This window comes from Neobacillus cucumis (genome assembly GCF_023715505.1).
The window spans coordinates 35,762-56,382 of sequence record NZ_JAMBOH010000028.1 but is presented as its reverse complement, the minus strand read 5'-3'; the positions used below and the strand labels follow the sequence as shown (position 1 = coordinate 56,382).

Annotated in this window: 20 protein-coding genes and 1 pseudogene; 18 read left to right on the top strand and 3 right to left on the bottom strand. The window is 38.8% G+C overall.

The features are described 5' to 3' along the window. Positions 1-178 precede the first annotated feature (178 nt). The 3 genes from M3226_RS25565 to M3226_RS25555 all read left to right on the top strand — a co-directional run bounded on the left by M3226_RS25565 (position 179) and on the right by M3226_RS25555 (position 2,532). Entirely contained in the window at positions 179-940 is a 762-nt protein-coding gene (locus tag M3226_RS25565) for an immune inhibitor A domain-containing protein (RefSeq protein WP_251571501.1), read from the top strand. 86 nt (positions 941-1,026) lie between these two features. Beyond that, positions 1,027-1,497, top strand: a complete 471-nt coding sequence (locus tag M3226_RS25560; RefSeq protein WP_251571499.1) for a hypothetical protein — start codon at positions 1,027-1,029, stop codon at positions 1,495-1,497. A gap of 144 nt (positions 1,498-1,641) precedes the next feature. After that, complete coding sequence (locus tag M3226_RS25555) at positions 1,642-2,532, top strand: NAD(P)-dependent oxidoreductase (protein WP_251571497.1); 891 nt, start codon at positions 1,642-1,644, stop codon at positions 2,530-2,532. 291 nt (positions 2,533-2,823) lie between these two features. Here the strand turns inward: M3226_RS25555 and M3226_RS25550 are convergent, their stop codons facing one another. Continuing rightward, positions 2,824-3,384, bottom strand: coding sequence for a hypothetical protein (locus tag M3226_RS25550; RefSeq protein ID WP_251571495.1), 561 nt, complete (start codon positions 3,382-3,384; stop codon positions 2,824-2,826). A gap of 178 nt (positions 3,385-3,562) precedes the next feature. On the opposite strand from M3226_RS25550, the pseudogene M3226_RS25545 reads away from it, so the two are divergent. Further along, positions 3,563-4,012: pseudogene (locus M3226_RS25545) on the top strand (2-dehydropantoate 2-reductase N-terminal domain-containing protein); the annotation flags it as partial. A gap of 569 nt (positions 4,013-4,581) precedes the next feature. Here M3226_RS25545 and M3226_RS25540 read toward each other — a convergent pair. Then, positions 4,582-5,022 (bottom strand): hypothetical protein, encoded by a 441-nt coding sequence (locus tag M3226_RS25540; protein ID WP_308211989.1) that lies wholly within the window; start codon positions 5,020-5,022, stop codon positions 4,582-4,584. 354 nt (positions 5,023-5,376) lie between these two features. Here M3226_RS25540 and M3226_RS25535 point away from each other — a divergent pair, with 354 nt between their 5' ends. Further along, a complete protein-coding gene (locus tag M3226_RS25535) occupies positions 5,377-6,045 on the top strand; it encodes a hypothetical protein (protein WP_251571494.1) in 669 nt (222 codons plus the stop codon). Positions 6,046-6,211: 166 nt separating this feature from the next. On the opposite strand, the gene M3226_RS25530 is transcribed toward M3226_RS25535, so the two are convergent. Beyond that, positions 6,212-6,640 carry a hypothetical protein gene (locus M3226_RS25530; RefSeq protein ID WP_251571492.1) on the bottom strand — a complete coding sequence of 143 codons (429 nt, stop codon included), beginning with the start codon at positions 6,638-6,640 and terminating at the stop codon, positions 6,212-6,214. Between the two features lie 353 nt (positions 6,641-6,993). Between M3226_RS25530 and M3226_RS25525 the strand changes: the two genes are divergently transcribed. The 13 genes from M3226_RS25525 to M3226_RS25465 all read left to right on the top strand — a co-directional run bounded on the left by M3226_RS25525 (position 6,994) and on the right by M3226_RS25465 (position 20,601). Continuing rightward, positions 6,994-8,199: an ROK family transcriptional regulator gene (locus M3226_RS25525; RefSeq protein ID WP_251571490.1), complete on the top strand. Its 1,206-nt coding sequence runs from the start codon at positions 6,994-6,996 to the stop codon at positions 8,197-8,199. A gap of 178 nt (positions 8,200-8,377) precedes the next feature. Beyond that, positions 8,378-9,643 carry an ABC transporter substrate-binding protein gene (locus M3226_RS25520; protein WP_251571488.1) on the top strand — a complete coding sequence of 422 codons (1,266 nt, stop codon included), beginning with the start codon at positions 8,378-8,380 and terminating at the stop codon, positions 9,641-9,643. A 66-nt stretch (positions 9,644-9,709) separates the two neighbouring features. Further along, positions 9,710-10,663: a carbohydrate ABC transporter permease gene (locus tag M3226_RS25515; protein ID WP_251571486.1), complete on the top strand. Its 954-nt coding sequence runs from the start codon at positions 9,710-9,712 to the stop codon at positions 10,661-10,663. A 71-nt stretch (positions 10,664-10,734) separates the two neighbouring features. Then, positions 10,735-11,496 carry a carbohydrate ABC transporter permease gene (locus M3226_RS25510; protein ID WP_251571523.1) on the top strand — a complete coding sequence of 254 codons (762 nt, stop codon included), beginning with the start codon at positions 10,735-10,737 and terminating at the stop codon, positions 11,494-11,496. Between the two features lie 35 nt (positions 11,497-11,531). After that, positions 11,532-12,509 (top strand): ROK family protein, encoded by a 978-nt coding sequence (locus M3226_RS25505; protein ID WP_251571484.1) that lies wholly within the window; start codon positions 11,532-11,534, stop codon positions 12,507-12,509. Between the two features lie 45 nt (positions 12,510-12,554). Beyond that, on the top strand, positions 12,555-13,574 hold the full coding sequence (locus tag M3226_RS25500) for a Gfo/Idh/MocA family protein (protein WP_251571482.1): 1,020 nt from the start codon (positions 12,555-12,557) through the stop codon (positions 13,572-13,574). Further along, on the top strand, positions 13,571-14,542 hold the full coding sequence (locus M3226_RS25495) for a Gfo/Idh/MocA family protein (protein ID WP_251571480.1): 972 nt from the start codon (positions 13,571-13,573) through the stop codon (positions 14,540-14,542). The genes M3226_RS25500 and M3226_RS25495 overlap by 4 nt, the downstream gene beginning before the upstream one ends. Before the next feature lie 205 nt (positions 14,543-14,747). Then, a complete protein-coding gene (locus M3226_RS25490; protein ID WP_251571477.1) occupies positions 14,748-15,590 on the top strand; it encodes a sugar phosphate isomerase/epimerase family protein in 843 nt (280 codons plus the stop codon). Between the two features lie 11 nt (positions 15,591-15,601). Next, positions 15,602-16,594 (top strand): Gfo/Idh/MocA family protein, encoded by a 993-nt coding sequence (locus tag M3226_RS25485; protein ID WP_251571475.1) that lies wholly within the window; start codon positions 15,602-15,604, stop codon positions 16,592-16,594. Positions 16,595-16,639: 45 nt separating this feature from the next. Next, on the top strand, positions 16,640-17,647 hold the full coding sequence (locus tag M3226_RS25480) for a Gfo/Idh/MocA family protein (RefSeq protein WP_251571473.1): 1,008 nt from the start codon (positions 16,640-16,642) through the stop codon (positions 17,645-17,647). Beyond that, the gene (locus M3226_RS25475; protein WP_251571471.1) at positions 17,648-18,631 is read left to right on the top strand and encodes a Gfo/Idh/MocA family protein; all 984 of its coding nucleotides are present in this window, start codon (positions 17,648-17,650) and stop codon (positions 18,629-18,631) included. Between the two features lie 129 nt (positions 18,632-18,760). Then, a complete protein-coding gene (locus tag M3226_RS25470; protein WP_251571469.1) occupies positions 18,761-19,708 on the top strand; it encodes a carbohydrate ABC transporter permease in 948 nt (315 codons plus the stop codon). An 11-nt stretch (positions 19,709-19,719) separates the two neighbouring features. Beyond that, complete coding sequence (locus M3226_RS25465) at positions 19,720-20,601, top strand: carbohydrate ABC transporter permease (protein WP_251571467.1); 882 nt, start codon at positions 19,720-19,722, stop codon at positions 20,599-20,601. Positions 20,602-20,621 lie beyond the last annotated feature (20 nt).

The window sequence follows — 20,621 nt, the reverse complement described above, 5'->3', positions numbered from 1 at the left end:
AAAAAGAAGGGGATTGATGTAACCACACATCTTCCTGCACACTTGGTGAAGGGACCTCATGCACTTAATCCAAAAACGTCAGTAGGGACTCAATCGATATCTCCTGAACAAAAAGTCATTGCCCTTTCTTTAAAGTCCTGATGAAGTGCCGTCAAAAGTATCCTATGAGCACATGCCCTTGGCTCAGTTAAACAATTTGTTGTTTGGAACGGAGTATAACCCTTATGAAATGAAACAATTTGAAAAATACGCCACATACAATGGCGTATCTGCACCAACGAATCGTACCCTGAAAAATTACTCTCAAGAAGCCTCATATGGAAAAGTTAATGTTTCAGGGGAAGTTATCGAAGTTCAAATGCCACATCCATACAGCTATTATAAAATTGGTCAGGAAGTCGGGGTGGTTTCAAACGATTATGGCGACTACACAATGGCATTATTGGTGAATGATGCAGTTAAGGCAGCAGACGCCCAAGTAGATTTCTCACAATTTGCTGTAAATGGGGAAGTGCCAAATATTTTCCTCATTCACCCTGGAACCGGGGCGGAATGTAATTTAGACCCGAGCCGCGATGCCGCCTATTATAACGAATATGCGAACACGGGTATGGAACCTGCTAATTGGGATTACGAAGCACATAAAATTACCGTTGATGGAGTGAAAGTCAACAGCTACACCATTGAGCCGGAGGTCGGTGGAGACTTAACAGGTTATTTAGGAGCGGTAAGCGGACCATATCCTCCACAAGTTGGAGTGTACGCACATGAATTTGGTCATGTTCTTGGTCTCCCAGATCTGTATGATTATGGCTATGATTCCGAAGCGATGGGTGCCTACACGATTATGGCTTCCGGCAGTTGGACCCGTTATCCAAACGCGGCACCATATTCCGGTAATTCAAGGTTCATTTTGATGCCTGGTCAAAAGTTTTTCTAGGTATAGAGGGGGTTGATACTCTAACCACGGGACAAAAAACTTACACATTAAACCCTACTTCGAGTGCAAAAGGGACAGTAAAACTTGTGGTGCCAGGTTCGAAGGGAAGTGAATATTTCTTACTTGAGAATCGCCAGCAGCAACCAGGTACGTTTGATTTAGTGCTTTCTCGTTATGGAAGTCATGGATTAGCCATTTATCATGTCGATGAAAACGTATTGTCACGAAATTTCTGGAGTCCAAATGAAGCTCAAAACTGGTTCCAATCCCGCAAACAGCAGGTTATTCCGGATCCTTCGACAGGTGAAACTCATTATGGGGTTGCCGTTATTCAAGCCGATAACCAATGGGATTTGGAAAGAAATCGCAACAGTGGGGACCCTGGTGATTTATTCACGACAGGTAAAGTATTCACCCCAACCTCCACATCAAACTCTGGATCCTATTATTTTTCGAACGGTACAGGTGCAGCCACCAATTACACAGGCATTTTTGTGAAAAATATAAAAGAATATGCGGATGGATCTATTACTTTTACAGCTGGATTTGAGAAATAAGAGTGGTTTGAATGATAAACCGGAAGTCTAATTTGGCTTCTGGTTATTTATTGTGAAAGAAATTTAACTTTCCTAAAGGATATTATGATGTGTCAGTTGAACTTTAAAGGGGACTTATTTATTTACTAAAGGAGTGTCAGATTAATGAAAATTGGTTTTATCGGTTTAGGAACGATGGGGCTTCCAATGGCAAAGAATTTGCTGAAAAATGGTTATGAACTAACGGTTTATAATCGTACCAAAGAGAAAATGGATCTTCTCAAAGAAGAAGGGGCCATCCTTGCTGCTTCTCCTAAGGAAGTTGCCTTAAAAAGTGATATTGTATTCACGATGCTTACGGCCGATGCGGCCGTAGAGGAAGTAGTACTTGGTGAAAATGGTATCGTTTACGGTGCCCATCCAGGATTGATTGTGATCGATTCCAGTACTATCTCACCATCAACAAGCAAAAAATTGGCCAAGGAACTTCGAGAGCGTGAAGTGGAAATGCTTGATGCTCCGGTTACAGGTAGTGAACCGCAAGCCATTGAGGGAATTCTTACCTTTATGGTAGGCGGCAATAAGGAGATTTTTGAAAAATGTATGCCTTTGTTTTTAGCGACAGGACAAGGTGCTTATTATATGGGTGAAAATGGGAAGGGATCCTATACGAAGTTAGCTAATAATATCATGTCTGCCATTAATCTAATCTCGTTCACAGAAGCGGTTACAATGGCAACAAAAGCTGGCATTGACCCGGAAATCTTTGTTAAGGTCGTCAATGGCGGAGGAGCTAGAAGCGGCCAAGTCGACAACAAGGCACCCAAGATTTTAAACCGCGATTTTACACCACACTTTATGACGAAATTAATACATAAAGACCTTGGTTTAGCAGCGGATGTAGCAAAAGAGTTAGAAGTTTCAGCTCCTGTCCTCGCCATAGTTAAAGAAATCTTTCAAATGGCTAAAGCAAAAGGATATGGTTCAGAAGATATGAGTGCCGTCATTAAATGCTATGAAGAGTGGGCAGGGGTTACAGTTGAAAAAGTAAAATAAATTTTCGTATCCCAGGCGATCAAGGATTGCTTGGGATTTTTAAAATTAGTGCTGGACAAAAAACTGACTTGTGGTCTTTGTTTATTTTTGGTAATACTAGTTTTCTCCTGTTCATTCTCTTGCCTTTGTTATAATGAGTAGTGCCTCCAAGATTCCGTTATGAGGTGCAAAATGATTTATAGAACCGTAAATAACACATCAAATAGGAATTAAATAGGATAACAAAACGGCAGCGAAATCGCTGCCGTTTTAACATTTTTTAGTAAGAACCGATAAAGTACCAATTCTTGCCTATCTTATCAATTTCTTTAAAGTCTCCATCAAACCCTTTTTAGAAGGTTTTCGGTCATTCGCCGTATATACGAACCCAGAAAAATTATCTAATATCCCACGGTAGGTAAAGAAAAGGATATTGTAATTCTTGCCCGATTTTTCAACCACAATATCCCCACCACCACTGGAAAGATGGGTGTACTCCTTAGGCAGATGAATTAGCGAAGAATTGTATGAAACATTAGGTTTTAGTTCTCCATTCTTAACCATGTTAGCTACTTGTTCTCTTTCAGATTTGTTCCATTTAAAATTTAAATTCAGTATGATTTGATTGAATGGAATGAAAATTAGTAATAGGATTGTGAACACTTGGATGACTAATGGCTTCCAATTCTTATTTTTAAACAAAGTTATGATTGCTCGAATTGTAATGAAAATAAAAAATCCAAACACTATTAAGAGAACAGGCAACATCAGAAATTCTGTTATCATATCAATTATTTTCCACTGAAAAAACATATACAGAATGACAATAACACTGCTGATAATAGCTAATTGTAACAATTTGATACTTTTCATTTCTTCACCAACTCCTGCTTAAGCTCATCTTCTTTGATTATATCTTGCGGTTGATACAATGGATAGACCGCTTTAAAAGCATGGCTATCAAACGTAAAGTTTATTACTCTTAAAAGAAGTAAGTGTTTGACAAATAAAGATTCAAATTATTAAGTTGAATAAGTAGTAAAGTATCATAATTGTTTTATTTAGAAAGGGAGAGTTCTATACGCGTATTTTAGTACTAGGGGCTGGAGGAGTCGGCGGTTATTTTGGCGACCGTTTGGTAGAGAATGGAAAGGACGTTAGCTTTCTCGTATGTAGTAGACGGAAACAACAGCTTGAGAAAAAAGGATTAGTCATCCGTAGCGTAAACGGAGATTTCTCTTTTACACTTAAACTAATAACAAAAACGGATGCTGCAACTCCATTTGATGTCGTCTTATTTTCAACAAAAGCTTATCACTTAGAAGAAGCAATAAACGATTTGAAACCATTTATAGGCGAGAAAACGGTTATTATACCACTATTAAATGGTATAGTTCATCTATCTTCATTAAAACAGGCATTTGGTAATGATAAGGTTATAGGAGGTTTGTGCTTTATTGAAACAACCTTAAATGGGGATGGAGATATTGTTCAATGGTCGCTTATCCTAAATCATTGTGGATGAGACTGGTGCCAGGAATTGCTTGAGAAAATGAAAAAATTCATGTATCCTATACGCTCTTAAAAAGGATCAAACGTTTGCAACATCATCAAAGACATTAAATTTTTATTTGAAACGTCCCAAAAAGCTTTAAAGTTACTATTTCGACCTTAGCAGGCTTTCTGCCCAGTTTATCTGATTGGAAGTAATATCTTGCTCATATAAGCCAGTCACGTCTTCAGCTAATTCAAAATGAATAACGCGATCTCCGGCCAGAACCTTTAGTTGAGGTTCTTTTGATTAGTAGATTTGATGATTTGCATGGGAGAACATAGTTCATTTAACAAAGCGGTCGTGATTATTTTGGTTCTGACCCTAAATGGGTCAGCTTTTTGCAGTATAAAGGTACTGACGTATTAGAGGGAATACCATGGTATGACAGTGTTACGTCCTTTAGAATTCTAAGACATTTTGAATGACCAAGAGAAATTTGGAGAGTATTTAAGTGTTTTAAATTTAAAAGTAATGGGAGTCAGACCCCCATTACTTTTTTCATGTTTTACATTTATTTAATAGTTTTTTTGTAGCATTTTATCTAATTCACGGACTTTATCATAGGAATTTACTAATTTTTCTGGTACCAAGGTTCTGCCATAATCCCAGGCATTGGATTCTATTTTAGCTAGAAGCTGTGCTTTTTTTTCATCTCCGAAATACTTTAAGACCCTTAAATCATGTTTGTTGTTCTTAAAAGCTAAATAATATCCGAGCTGATGATAGAGAATAAGTTTTACACAGTCTTCATCTGTCTCTTTAATCTTAAAGTTAATATTAGCTATGTATCCATTAATTTGTAAATAGTTAAACTTAATCGTAGTATTTGATACGTTAAAACTCATAGGTGCGGGTAGGTTATTGTTAAATTCATAATCAACAATTAATTTGTGTTCTTGCAATGTATTTTCAATTATTTTCTCAATATCTCTTATATAAAGCATCTTATCGATCACGACCTTTCAAAATCTTCTCCTTTTTATTTTTTAGAAATGATAGTGGAAAGTAAATCCTACTATTTTCCTTCATACTTTTGTTCCTAGTGCGTATGAGCTGATAAACTAAAACATTAGAGAGTCTACAGGAAATTGTAGGCTTTTTGTACTCTCTGGAACTTCGAAAGTTAAAGGGACAGTCCACAGCAAACCAAATAAGATTTATGGGATTTGTTATTATTAGACTAATAACATGATTGGGGTTGGCTAATTTTTATCGTCAACTGATGGAAATAAGCATAAAATAAATCTAATTAATCAAAGACTGTTGCTATATTTTTACGATCATTTTACATAAAGTAGGGGGAAGTCACTATGTCAACCTTAACAGGGTTTCTGCCAAGTTTATCCGCTTTTAAATTTGGAAACAGCTTTCCACATGTTCCATTAAAGAAAATAAAAGTTTTGGGTCAGCAGATTCCAATCGGTGATGCATCCTATGGTCTTTGTGGCGGAATGATTTATGCGGTCATGGATTACTTTGAAGCAAAGATGCCAATCCCGTCCAATCCAACAGCCCCTTCCTCTGGTCCACTTTTCGAGTATATTGTTAATCGGCAGATTGAAAGCTTTCATTGGCCCTTAGGTCTTATGAAATATATGGTTTTGATGAATCCTTTCCTCCAGGATCATGAGCCGAATGGAAGGGCGTGGAGAATGATCAAAGAGGAATGGCCAAGAATAAAAAATGATCTTGATAACGGAAAGCTTTCACCGCTTGGTTTAGTCAGAGTGAAATCTCTTAATCCTTTTGAGATAAGAAGAAATCATCAAGTTCTTGCCTATGGCTATGATCTGAATGAGAACGATCTTTCCATTCATATTTATGATCCTAATTTTCCAAACGACGATCATGTATCTATATCCTTAAATATTGGAAAGCCTGAGTCCACAACAAGCGTTTTTCATTCAAAATCATCTGAACCGATTTATAGTTTCTTTAGAACGGATTACAAGTTTAAAAGGCCGATAGTTTTGAACTAGATGTCAAGAGGTACGCTTATTTCTGTGGATTATGGAGCCTGCTGCAGATTAATTAGGCCATACACACGAAGGTAAGTAAAGAAACTTAGCGATGCTTATCTAAGCATCGCTAAGTTTCTTTTATTAATACTGCATTTGTGGAATTTTTACCTAGTTTTACATTTGTTTAATAGTTTTTTTGTAGCATTTTATCTAATTCACGGACTTTATCATAGGAATTTACTAATTTTTCTGGTACCAAGGTTCTGCCATAATCCCACGCATTGGATTCTATTTTAGCTAGAAGCTGTGCTTTTTTTTCATCCCCGAAATACTTTAAAACCCTTAAATCATGTTTGTTGTTCTTAAAAGCTAAATAATACCCGAGCTGATGATAGAGAATAAGTTTTACACAGTCTTCATCTGTCTCTTTAATCTTAAAGTTAATATTAGCTATGTATCCATTAATTTGTAAATAGTTAAACTTAATCGTAGTATTTGATACGTTAAAACTCATAGGTGCGGGTAGGTTATTGTTAAATTCATAATCAACAGTTAATTTGTGTTCTTGCAATGTAACTTCAATTATTTTCTCAATATCTCTTATATAAAGCATCTTATCGAACACGACCTTTCAAAAATCTTCTCCTTTTTATTTTTTAGAAATGATAATGGAAAGTAAATCCTACTATTTTCCTTTATACTTTTTTCCTAGCGCGTATGAGCTGATTAACTTAAATAACTGAAAAAGGTTTACTATTATTTTTTTTAGTGATTTTCTATCTGAATCCACTATATCTTTTATTGGCAGGACTATAGAATGATTTTGCAGAATATGATTTTTTACCTATTTTTAAAATATTTAATATTTTCAGAAATGTAAGTGTTTACAATTTATGAAATGCCGTTTATTATACTTAATAAAGACACTGGAAAAAGTAAGTCTAGGAGAGTCAGAGGTGTAGGGGAATGCGCAGAACAGGTGATTTGAAACTGATGCAAGAACTGAATAGGTCAATCATATTGGACACGATTCGAAAACATGGACCTATTTCGAGAAGTGATATAGCAAAGCTAATTAACATAAGTCCAACCACCGTAACTTCCGCCGTGAACGAACTTATTAATGAAGGGGTTGTGCGTGAAGATGGGATTGGTATTTCCAATGGAGGAAGGAAGCCGGTATTACTTCGGTTCGATCCGAATACCAGATATGTCATTGGCGTGTCGATTTCGAATTCTTTTATTAAAATTTCTGAGATGAATTTGGAAGGCAGCATTATACGAAAGGAAATCCATTCTACCAATTATCAACAAGGGGAAGAAATCATTAGCCTGACCTTACAAATTATTGAACACTTTCTCCAGTCAAAGGAAAATCTCGAGGGGTGTGAAGGAGTCTCCATCATCACACCGGGAATTGTGGATGCTGGAAAGGGAATTGTCTCTTACAATACCAAACTAAAACTCTACGATGTTCCTTTAAAGGAAATGGTTGAACAACAATTTGGTCTGCCGACCTATTTAGACAATGATACCAATGCCTTTGTATTGGCAGAAAATTACTTTGGCTCCTTCGGTCAGTATAAAGATTTGGTTTATATCACGATTGGTGATGGCGTCGGATCGGGAATCATGGTGAATGGAAAAATTATCCGTGGATATAAAGGCAGTTCAGGAGAGCTTGGTCATACCACAATTGTAAAGGGAGGCCTAAAATGTGAATGCGGAAATGAAGGATGTTTAGAGAATTATGTGAATTGGCCGGCCATTTACTCCAAAATTGTGACTGCTCTGATGAGCCGAGGGAAGGAAACGATCATCAGGGATCTTGTTGGAGACGATCTGAGTCGGATTACGCCGGCGGTATTTGTCCAAGCAATAAATGAAGGAGACTCTTTATGTTTGCAAATTATGGAGGAAATCGCCTCTCATCTTTCAACAGGTATTATTAATACCATTCACTTATTAAACCCTGAGGTCATTATCCTCAGCGGTGAAATCGTCCAGGAAAATGATTTATTTGTAAACTTGCTCAAAAGCCATGTATCCAAGCAGGTCATCCCGATTCTGAAAGAAGAGGTCAATATACAGCCAACCTCCCTTGGGGCTGATTTTGAAATGCTTGGGGCAGCAGCTGTTCTCTTACAAGAAAAATATCAATTTACCATTTAATGGCCTACATAAAGGCTGCATTTTAGGAGGTGATGAAAGATATAAAAAAACTCTCTACATATGTCCCTATATGTAGTTGATACATAACAACATGAAACCACTAACAATTTTTATAGACTTCTAAGATTTACAATCTTTAATAGTTTCATATGAACCAAATGATACGAGGGGGAGAAAAATGAAAAAGATGAGGTTTCTGGTTCACATGTTGTTAATTATTGTCGTTGTTGCTATGTCTGCTTGCTCCAACACACAGAGCAGCGGGAAAGAAAAGAAAACACTTGAAGTGGCATTATGGGATAAAAATGTCAGTCCTGCAGTGGATAAATCAATCGAAGCATTTAAGAAACAACATCCTGATATCAAGGTCAATGTCACCTACACACCTTGGGAAGATTATTGGACCAAGCTGAAAACAAGTATTGGAGGCGGTAAAGGTCCGGATGTTTTCTGGATGAACGGACCGAACTTCTACCAATATGCTACTTCAGGATTTATCAAGGATCTAGAACCTTATATTCAAAAAGATAGTGAATATAAAAAGGATAACTATTTCCCAGCCGTTGTGGATTTATATACGTATCAAGATAAGCTTTATGCGGCTCCTTATTTTATCGACTCTGTCGGACTGTATTACAACAAAAAGCTTTTCGATGATGCAGGGGTTCCATACCCAGATGAAAACTGGACCTGGGATGATATTGAAAAGGTTGGAAAGAAGCTATCGAATAAGGAAAAGGGTATTTATGGGTATTCCGCAGATATCAAGACAAGCCAATCCGTTTATTACGATCTTATGCACCAAGCAGGAGGATACATTATCAGCGAGGATAAAAAGAAGTCTGGATTTGACTCTCCGGAATCAAAAGAAGCCTTTCATTTTATTAAGAAATTAATTGACGAAGGAATTTCGCCTTCTGCGAAAACGGTTATGGAGACAGAAGGAAAGCAGCTGTTCCTATCGGGAAAAGTGGCGATGATTCCTGCGATTTCAGTCAGTGCGGGCGAATTTAAAGGCGTACTCGGAGATAAATTAGGTGTCGCCCCACTTCCTAAAGGCAAACAAAAGGCTTCCATTGTTCACGGTATTGGTTGGGCGATGAATGCCAAAACCCAAAATGATAAAGCGGCTTGGGATTTAATCAAAGCCTTATCTGGTAAAGAAGGGGAAAAAGTGATTGCCGAATCAGGATTCTCCATTCCTGCAGATAAAAGTATCAGTGATATCTGGCTAAAGTCGATTCCTTCCTTAGATTTAAAAGTGTTCCTTGACGCTCAGGAATATGGGGTTCCATATCCAGTCTCCAAAAATACTGCAGAGTGGCAGGATGTTGAGACGAAAGAAATTCAAAGCGCCTTTTTGGGACAAAAGCCGATCGATGAAGCATTGGATACGATTGCGAAAAAGATGAATGACATTCTTGCCAAAGAGAATTCGAAGTAAACCAGATTGCCTAAATGAATAGTTAAACAGACTGTGTGGCAGTCTGTTTGACTATTGAAAGGAGAGATGATGTTGACCAACTTTTCTTCGACTATTGAAAAGAACAAAACCCAAATTGTTGCTGTTAAGCAGAAAAAGAAAAGGTTGAATAAGGAAGCTATTTTCGCTCTTTTGTTCATAGCACCTACTTTTTTAGGACTTCTTATCTTCTATATGCTGCCTGCCGTTGCATCCTTTGCCTTATCCTTTTCAAGCTGGGATGGCATTACAGCACCGGTATATGTTGGCCTTGAAAATATTCGGACTTTATTTGTGGATCCAACCTTTCAGAGGTCCATCATCAATACGATCGTCTTTACAGCTGTGTCGGTCCCTTTATCCGTGGTGATTGCCACCTTTGTGTCCCTTATGCTGAACCAAAAAATCAAGGGAATGGTGCTTTACAGGACTTTATACTTTTTACCGGTTGTTACCATGCCAGTCGCAGTGGGAATGGTTTGGAAATGGCTTTATAACACGGATTACGGCTTAATTAATTATCTTCTAGGTGTGTTCCATCTTCCTCAGCCATCATGGCTATTCGACCCAAATATTGCTTTGTTTTCAGTGATTCTTGTCTATGTATGGATGACGATCGGCAATAATGTCATTCTATTGCTTGCAGGACTTCAAGGAGTTTCAAATTCCTATTATGAAGCAGCCCAGATTGACGGTGCTTCGAAGTTTAGGCAATTCTTAAACATTACATTGCCATTGATTACGCCAACCCTGTTCTTCGTATTTATCACTTCTATGATTAGTTCTCTGCAGATGTTTGATTTGATTTTTGTCATGATTGGCGACAACAACGCGTTATTAGATCCACTCCGAACCATTGTATTTGGAGTCTATGAATCTGGATTCAAATACTCACAAATGGGAATTGCTTCAGCCCAGGCATTTCTCTTATTCTTAGCCATTTTAGCGATTACGATCATCCAATTCGTCTTCCAAAAGAAATGGGTTCATTATGATTCCTAGTGAGGGGGTGTAAGGAATTGAAAGAAAAGAAGCTTTTAAGTCATATTTTGCTGATCATTGGTGCCTTGATTATGATGATGCCATTTTTGTGGATGATCTCTACATCTTTGAAATCCTACGGTGAGTCCATGAAGGTACCGCCATCGATTATCCCGAAGGAATGGCATTTTGATAATTTCGTTAAGGTTTTCGAAGACGTTGATTTCCTAAACTACTACATTAACACAATGATTGTAACCGTTGGCCGGACTCTTGCTCAGTTATTTCTTTGTTCGATGGCAGCATTCGCCTTCGCACGCATGAAATTTCCGTTTAAAAATGTCATTTTCATTGTCATTCTGTCTGTTTTAATGGTTCCTCCACAAGTTATTTTAATCCCGAATTATGCTATTATGACGAAGCTGGGGTGGATCGATACGTTTTATGCCTTAATCGTTCCAGGAATATTCAGTGCATTTGGAGTCTTCTTGCTTCGGCAGTTCTTTATGGGGATCCCGAAAGAATTGGATGAGGCAGCGATTATCGATGGCTGTTCCTGGTGGGGCATTTATTGGAGGGTGCTGCTGCCGAATGCTACACCTGCCCTGATTGCTCTCGGTATTTTTACGGCGCTTGCAACATGGAACGATTTTCTGTGGCCGTTAATTATGACAAACTCTGAGAATATGAGAGTACTGTCTATTGGGATTGCTTCTTTCCAAGGTCAGTATTCTACCAATTATCCTTTGCTCATGGCAGGTGCCCTGTTATCTACGATTCCGATGATTGTTATGTTTATCTTTTTACAGAAACACCTGATTGCCGGTATTTCGTTAAGCGGGGTCCGAAAGTAGATGATTGTTTCGAATAATAGCGGGGAGGGACATTATTGAAAGCAACTGAAGAATTTGCTATCGGTTTAGATATTGGAGGAACAAAAATCCTTTCCGCACTAGTTTCCGAGAACGGAGAAGTCGTTTCGGAAGTTCAGTGTGACACAACGGGGGGAGGGGAAAATTTCAGTCATCAAATCATCTCTGCGATTGAATCCCTCATTAAAAAAGAAGACATCGAGATGAATCGAATTAAAGGCATTGGCATCGCCACAGCCGGGGTGATCGATTCAAAAAAGAAAGAAATTCTTTATGCAAACAATTTGAATTTGGAGAATTTTCCAATCGGGAAAGTACTAGAAAAGAAGTTTGGTCTTCCTGTTCAGCTATATAACGATGCTAATGCGGCAGCAGTAGGTGAATGGCTGTGGGGCAGTGGCAAAGGAAAACACAATCTCATCTACATAACGGTCAGTACTGGGATTGGGGCAGGAATTATCAGCAACGACAGTCTTTTAAAAGGAAGTCATGATAGCGCCGGAGAATTTGGGCACATCTCTATTAATCTAAATGGTCCCCTTTGTCCTTGTGGAAATAAAGGCTGTTTAGAGAACTACGCATCAGGAACTGCGATTGCCGCTATTGCCCGGGAACGGCTTGAAACTGGTGAAGTCAATCCTTACCTTTCCGCTAAAATTGATAAGTTAACCGCCGTTGATATTTGTACGGCAGCCAAAATGGGCGATTCCTTTTCGATTGAATTGCTGGAGGAAGTTGGGGAATATCTTGGGTTAGGAATTATTAATCTGATCCATCTTTTTAATACAGAAGCGGTGATTTTGGGTGGGGGCGTGATGAACGAATCAGAATTAATCCTCCCATCGATCCGAAGTACCGTGCATAAGCATGGCATTCAAAGTATGGTTGAACAGGTGAAAATCGAGAAATCAAGTCTTGGCAGCTACGCATGTGTAGTGGGGGCAACTGGTTTGTTTTATTGCAAGGTCGATGAACTAACTGCCCTGCCTAATTAGATTTTTGGATGTTTCCAATCTTATAAAACTAAGGGAGAGATGACATTGTTACATGTTCTATTAATTGGGGCTGGCACGATGGGAAATGTGCATGGTGAAGCTTTCGCAAAAATGGAAAATGCTGTTCTTACTGGAATCGTCGATAAAAATTTGGATAAAGCCAAGGAGCTGGCCGAAAAATTACAAACAACGGCGTTCCAAACATTCGAAGAAGCCATCCAAACATTGAAAAAAGTCGATGTCGTTTCGATTTGTTTGCCCACTCCTTTCCATAAACCTTTTTTGAAGAAGGCTGCCGATCAAGGGCTGCATGTCATTTGTGAAAAGCCGCTCTCTAGGAACCTGGATGATGCCAGAGAAATGATTGAGTATTGCAAGGAAAAAGACGTAAAGCTATTTGTTGGTCATGTCGTGCGATTCTTTCCTGAGTATGTACGTGCCAAAAAGATTATTGAGGAAGGAATAATCGGAAACACAGCCGTTGTCCGTACCTATAGAGGGGGAGGATTTCCGCACGGATCAGATGACTGGTATGCGGACTATGAAAAGAGCGGCGGATTGGTGTTGGATATGATTATCCATGACTTTGACTTCCTTAGATGGTGTTATGGGGAAGTGGAACGTGTCTATGCCAAAAGCATCAAAGATGGGAGTCTGAAGCGAATTGATTATTCGTTGGTGACTCTTCGCTTTAAAAACGGCGTGATCGCTCATGTTGAAGGATCCTGGGCGCATCAATCATTCACAACCCGGTTTGAATTTGCGGGACAAGACGGAATTATTGACCATGACAGCTCCAAGTCTGTTCCTGTTTTGTTTGAAGGAAGAAAGAAGAGTACCGCAGGCGGTGGTGTAGCCGTTCCGGAAAGTCCGTTAAAGCACAACCCTTATTTCGTTGAACTAAACCATTTTATTAATTGCATTGAAACCAGCAAGGCCCCGATTGTCACAGCAGAAGATGCCTATAAAGCGATGGAAATAGCCCTTTCAGCACTAAAATCGATTGAAACTGGCAGAGAGGTTGTTATAAATGAAGACCAAAAAGAGGAGGCACAAATCCGATGAAGGTGGGAATTATCAGTTTTGCTCATGGTCATGCCAATAGTTACGCAGATGCATTAACCAAAATACATGGAGTTCAATTGGTGGGAATTGCAGATGAAGATGAAAATCGCGGTACAAACGCAGCCCTGAGATATCAAACTCAATATTTCAGCCGATACCAAGAATTACTGAAACAGGATATAGATGCAGTGATCATCACATCTGAGAATAGCAAACACCGCGAACATGTCGTTGCAGCAGCAAAGGCTGGTAAACATATTTTGTGTGAAAAACCTATTGCGTCGAAACTGGAAGATGCCAAAGAGATGATCGACGTATGCAGGCAGAATCAGGTCATTTTGCAAACAGCCTTCCCGGTACGATTTAACTCAGCGATTCTTCGGGCCAAAAAGATGATTGATAATGGGGAACTTGGGAAAATTCTTGCCATAAAAGGCACAAATCGCGGGACCAATCCTGGCGGATGGTTTGTCGATTCTTCTTTATCAGGCGGAGGAGCTGTTATTGACCATACCGTCCATGTTGTGGACATCATGAGGTGGTTCATGGGTTCCGAGCCGAGGGAAGTATATGCAGAAATTGACAATTCCATTTCATCTCATACAATCGACGATTGTGGCGTCCTCACCATTGAGTTCGATAATGATGTATTTTCCACTTTGGATTGCAGTTGGTCACGTAACGAATCCTATCCAACCTGGGGGGACGTAACGTTAGAAATTATCGGCAGCGAAGGAACCCTTAAGGTCGATGCGTTTGCTCAAAAGTTAGATGTTTATAACAAGAGTGGTGCTAATTGGAATTATTGGGGAGATGACATGGATTTTGGATTGATAAGTGACTTTTTGAATAGTGTTTCAACTGGAAAAGAACCTTCCATCACAGGGTCTGATGGATTGAAGGCACTTGAGGTTGCAATAGCTGCCTATGAATCTGCCGAAAAACGGCAGCCTGTAAAGCTGAAGTAAAATTTAGTTGGGAAAATCGGAAAGATGTGGGGACTAATGTTAAAAGGAATCAATCAATGGTGCTATCCAGAAAATACATCCCTGGAGAACGTTTTGTCAAAAAGAAACTTGAATTGGCTAGTGTGATGGGAATGGATGTTGAAAAAGTCTGGAGCTCTCTTAGCAACACATTAGACTTGGTTAAAAACTGAAGGAGATGATTGCAATGTTAAAAGGTATTAATCAATGGTGCTATCCAGAAGGTACTTCTTTGAAAGATGTATTCGAATTCAGTAAAGAAGCCGGCTTTGAAGCGGTTGAATTGAACCTGTACAATTCTGGCGGAATAGGTTTAACAATGGACACTACAGCAGGTGAAGCAGAAGCAATTGTAACCCTAGCCTCGTCTTATGGATTACAGTTAAGAAGCATTTCCACCGGGTTATTATGGCAAAGTCCCTTATCATCTCCTGACTCTAATGTAAGAGAACAGGGCAGAAAAGTCATCTTAAAGCAAATAGAATTAGCTAGTGTGATGGGGATTGATACAGTGTTGGTAGTTCCTGGTTCAGTCTCAACGGATGTGTCTTATGATGATTGTTACAACAGAAGTCAAGAAGAACTTAAAAAAATACTAGTTGAAGCAGAAAAACGCCAGGTTGCCATTGGAATAGAGAACGTCTGGAATAAATTCCTATTGTCACCGCTTGAAATGGCGCGATATATAGATGAGTTAGATTCTGATTATGCAACAGCTTATTTTGATGTAGGGAATGTCCTCCAGTTTGGATTTCCAGAACAATGGATTCGGATTCTTGGAAAACGAATCAGTAAAGTCCATGTAAAGGATTTTAGTACAGCAGTTGGGAACATCACTGGATTTGTCCCTCTATTAGCTGGTGATGTCAATTGGCCTGCCGTTGTCGATGCATTAGAAGAAATTGGCTATAGCGATACCATTACAGCTGAGCTAAGCCCTTATGCCATCAATCCAAAACAGCTGCCGAATGATACAGCGCGTCATATGGATGTCATATTAGCTAGTAGTTCAAAAGTGAGAAACTTTTAGGAGGAAACAAGATGAGTAAAGTAAAAGTTGGATTTGTAGGTGTAGGTGGAATTGCCGGAGTACATTTGGAGAATGTGTCAAAAATCAATCATGCAGAAATTGTGGCTGTATGTGACATCGTTGAAGAAAACGCCAAGAAAAAAGGATTGGAATTTAACGCTGCTGCCTACACCGATCTCGATGCGATGCTTGAAAATGAAGCATTAGATGCTGTCTTTGTCTGTGTTCCTCCATTTGCACACGGGGATATTGAAGAAAAGATCGTCAAGCGCGGTATTCATCTATTAGTAGAAAAGCCGTTAGGCCTCGATTTAGAAACGGTACAAAAGAAGGCGAAAGCAATCAAAGAATCAGGGGTTATCTGTGGGGTAGGCTATTGTTTACGCTATCTGGATACAGTTGCGAAGGCAAAAGACTATTTAAAGGATAAGACTATCGCAATGGTAAGGGGACATTACATAACATCATTTGTTCCAACCCCTTGGTATCGTGAAATCAATAAATCCGGCGGACAACTTGTAGAACAGTCCACCCATACATTAGATTTAATGAGATATTTAGCGGGTGATATTGATCGAGTTTATGCCAATATGAGGTTACAGGTTTTATCTGACATTCCTAATATTGATATTCCAGATGTCACATCGGTGAATGTTACATTTGAATCTGGTGCTGTAGGACATCTTGATTCTTCAATTATTCAGTTTGACCATCGTTCTGGCATTGAAATTTTAGGTAAGGATTTCCGTGTGGTGATTGATGGAACAAATCTCACAATTGCTGAAAAAGATTCTTCGAATAGCTATCAATCGAAGGTAGATTTTTATCTGGAGCAGGATAGACGATTTATTGAGGCGGTCATGAAGGGCGACGCTCAACTTCTCTTATCAAGTTATGAAGACGGAGTAAAAACTCTTGCTGCTACATTAGCGGCAAACAAGTCGAATGAAGTGGGTCTCCCAATCAAGCTGTCAGCCATAGCAGGAGAAAAAATTACGTTATAAAACTAGCGCACAATCGAACCGGAATGAAGTGAGAGGTGTAATAAAGTGAAAATTGCGGTAATTGGTACAGGAACAATGGGTAAGTTACATCTGGAGACATGGTCGAAAATGAATAATGTTAGCATTGTAGGAATCTTAGGCCGTAAAAAGGATGCCGTGGATCAATTGTCTGAAACCTATAAGTGCAGCTCATTTACCGATTTTGATGAATTACTGAATACCGATGTGGATGTAATCGATATTTGTTTACCCACCTATTTGCACAAGGAGTACTTGGCAAAAGCTGCCCAAAAAGGAAAACATATTATTTGTGAGAAACCTCTTGCTTTAGACCAGGTTGAGTGCAAAGAAGTTCTTGAAATCTGTCAGAAGTGTAATGTCCAACTATTCGTTGGGCATACACTTCGCTTTTTCCCGGAATATAAACAAGCACATGACCAAATAACAAGAGGGTTGATTGGTCAACCGGGTGTAGTTCGTTTATCAAGAGGCGGTCCATATCCGCAAGGCAGAAATTCTTGGTATCACGATGAAGATAAGAGTGGAGGAATCCTTTTAGACCTCGGGATTCATGACTTTGATTGGGTAAGGTGGACATTTGGTGAAGTAGAAAGGGTTTTTGCGAAACAGGTTCATAGAAAGTGGCAAGATGGAAATGCGATCGCGTATGCGTTAGTAACCTTACGAATGCAAAGTGGAACCATTGTTCATCTAGAATTATCTTGGGCAAAAAAAGAATTTGAATCGTCCTATGAGATTGCTGGAAGCAAAGGCATGATTGTTTATAATCATCAGGATAGTAAGCCAATTAAACTGAACTTAGTAAATGCTGGAGCAAAAAACAAAGTAGATGTTGCAGTACCTGAAACGATCGCAGCGAAAACACCATTACAGCTTCAACTTGAACACTTTATGAACTGTTTAGAAAACGACGAACAACCGCTAGTTTCTGCTGAAGATGCGATGAAAGCAGTAGAAATTGCCGTTGCTGCCGTTGAATCCATAAGGTCGGGGCAGCCCGTTTCGCTTCTAACAAAGAAGGAGGTGTATTAAATGAAGATTGGAATGATAAGTTTTGCTCATATGCATGCCTTTAGTTATGCCAAACATCTATTAGAGTTCCCTGAGGTTGAAATTTCCGCCATTTGGGATGAGGATCGAGAAATAGGAACAGAAATGGCAAACACCTTTAACTGTCTATATATTTCCGATTTAGATCAATTACTAGATTCAGATGTTGATGCAGTGGTGGTGTGTTCCGAAAACAGTAAGCATAAAGACCATGTAATTGCTGCGGCACGCGCAGGAAAACATATTTTATGCGAAAAACCAATTGCTACAGAAGTAGAAGATGCGAAAGCAATGATTGATGCCTGTGAAGAGTTCGGTGTGATTTTACAGGTTGCCTATCCGGTAAGATTTGCACCAGCGATTCAAAGGGTACGAGAATACATTCGCTCAGGGACAATTGGGGAAGTTGTTGCCATTAATGGGACAAACCATGGGCAAATGCCAGGAGGCTGGTATATCGAAAAAGAATTATCGGGAGGCGGGGCGGCAACCGATCACATTGTTCACGTAATGGATCTTATTCGGTGGATTCTAAATGATGAAGTTAAAAATGTTTATGCTGAGCTTGACACGAGATTCTACCCGATTGATGTAGAGGATTGCGGAATGGTGACATTAGAATTTGAATCAGGTGTCATCGTATCCATCGACCCGAGCTGGTCCTGTCCCAAAGCATTTCCTAGCTGGGGTGATGTCCTTTTAGAGTTTGTTGGTACGAAAGGAACGCTATCAGTAGATACCTTTAAACAGCATTCCACCTACTACAATGATGTGGAAGGGAAAGTCCAGCATTTATCCACGGCTGATGACATGGATAAGGGGCTGATAGAAGATTTCCTTCAAAGTATCAAAGAAAAAAGGCCGCCATCCATTACGGGAGAAGATGGCTTAAGAACGTTGGAAGTTGTAAAAGCAGCCTATGAATCAGACAAACAGAAAAAAGTTGTTACCTTAAATAGAATCTAACCTTTTTATTACTAGAGTCAGTCATGTGGAAATGAATCTGCTGTCCTCAGATTCCTTTAATCCTCTTTTTCGGAATTTTTCGTCTTATTTTCATGCGTATTTGCAAATCAATACGGAAGGAGTGAGGTTATGTCCGTTGAAATAAAGTCGTCTATCAATCCCCAAACGTATCCGAGCACGCTGAGTCGAAAGAAGTTTTTTACACGCCGAGATTTGGCAGGTTATTTATTTTCAGCTCCCTTATTAATTGGAATTGCCGTATTTTCCATTTATCCTATGATTGGTGCCTTTATTCTCAGTTTTAAGAAATCATCCAAATCATTTGAGGGAAATTGGACAGGTTTAAGTAACTATAAATATGTATTAACAGACTCTTTATTTTGGAAGTCCATTTATAACACATTTTATATGGGGATTTTATCTGTTTTCTTTGGTGTTACCTTCTCTTTCATTTTAGCAAGCTTAATCCACAATATCAGTAAGTCAAAATGGAGAAATTTCTTTAAAGGAGTTTATTTTTTACCTAATGTCGTTTCGCTAGTTGCAACTAGTATCCTCTTCACGTTTCTATTTAATCCAGGAGAGGAAGGATTATTAAATTATGTTTTAGGCTTAGTCGGAATTGAACCAATCGGCTGGTTTACCGATCCAAAATATGCAAGATTCAGTATTGTACTTATGACACTTTGGGGAATGTTGGGATATAACACGATTATATTTATTGCAGCATTGACAAGTGTACCAAAAGATTTATATGAAGCTGCTGAGGTCGATGGCGCCAATTGGTTGAAAAAATGGTTCTATATCACGGTTCCGTATTTAAGACCTATTATTATATTCATGGTGATTATTGGAACAATTAATGCCATGAAACGATTTACAGATGTTTGGTTAATCGGGGGAACGGCTGGGAATCCTGCAGGCTCATTAATGACGGCTGTTCTATATATCTATCGTAATGGGTTTCTATCTTCACAAATGGGAATAGCAACTGCCGCTTCTTATATCTTATTTTTCTTTATTCTTGTTCTGACAATTGTCCTAATGTTCACGAATAAAAAAAGTAATCTCGACTAAGGGGGGAAACAATGAAAATCACAACGATTAATAGAAACAAACCTATTAGAAAACATTCTTTGTTTCGTCCTAAAGCAGTTGCTGATGGGGTACTAATAGCTGTTTTACTAATAGGATCCTTAATTATGATCATACCTTTCATTTGGATGGTTATAACCAGTTTTGATTGGGGTGCAAGACTTAAAATTCCATTCCCACCAAGATTTTGGCCTGAAGAGTTTTCGATTAAAACCTATCAAATGGCTTTCACAAATATCCCAATGCTAAAATATATGATTAACTCTCTTATCGTGTCATTAGGAGTCATTATAGTAAGTCTTATGTCGGCGTTATTTTCAGGGTATGCCATATCAAAGTTGAAATTTAAAGGATCCAATATTGTCCTTTTACTCGCTTTAAGTACCATGATGATCCCCTTTGAAATGACGATGATTCCGCAATATTTAATGTTTGCTAAGTTTAAGCTTTTAGATACTTATTGGTCTTTCTTTTTACCCGCATTAAATTATGCATTTGGAACCTTTTTGGCAAAATCATTTATCGATCAACTTCCAGGGAGCTTGCGAGAAGCAGCGATCATTGATGGTGCTAACGAATTTATCGTATTTTTAAAGATTTATTTACCTCTATGTATTCCCGTCTTAGCCACCATGGTCATTTTACAATTTTTAGCTGTTTGGAATGATTTACTCTGGCCTTTATTAGCTTTGAAAACACCTGATAAATATACCATTCAATTGGGAATAGCGATGTTTTCGTACAACAAAGATTTGCCCTTACCTTCCGTCATAATGGCCGCAACGACAGCGAGTCTCATACCGGTAATTGTTCTTTATCTATTCCTGCAACGCTATATCGTTGAAAGCATTGCGTTGTCAGGAATCAAACAATAATCTGCTTTTTTAAGATAAGT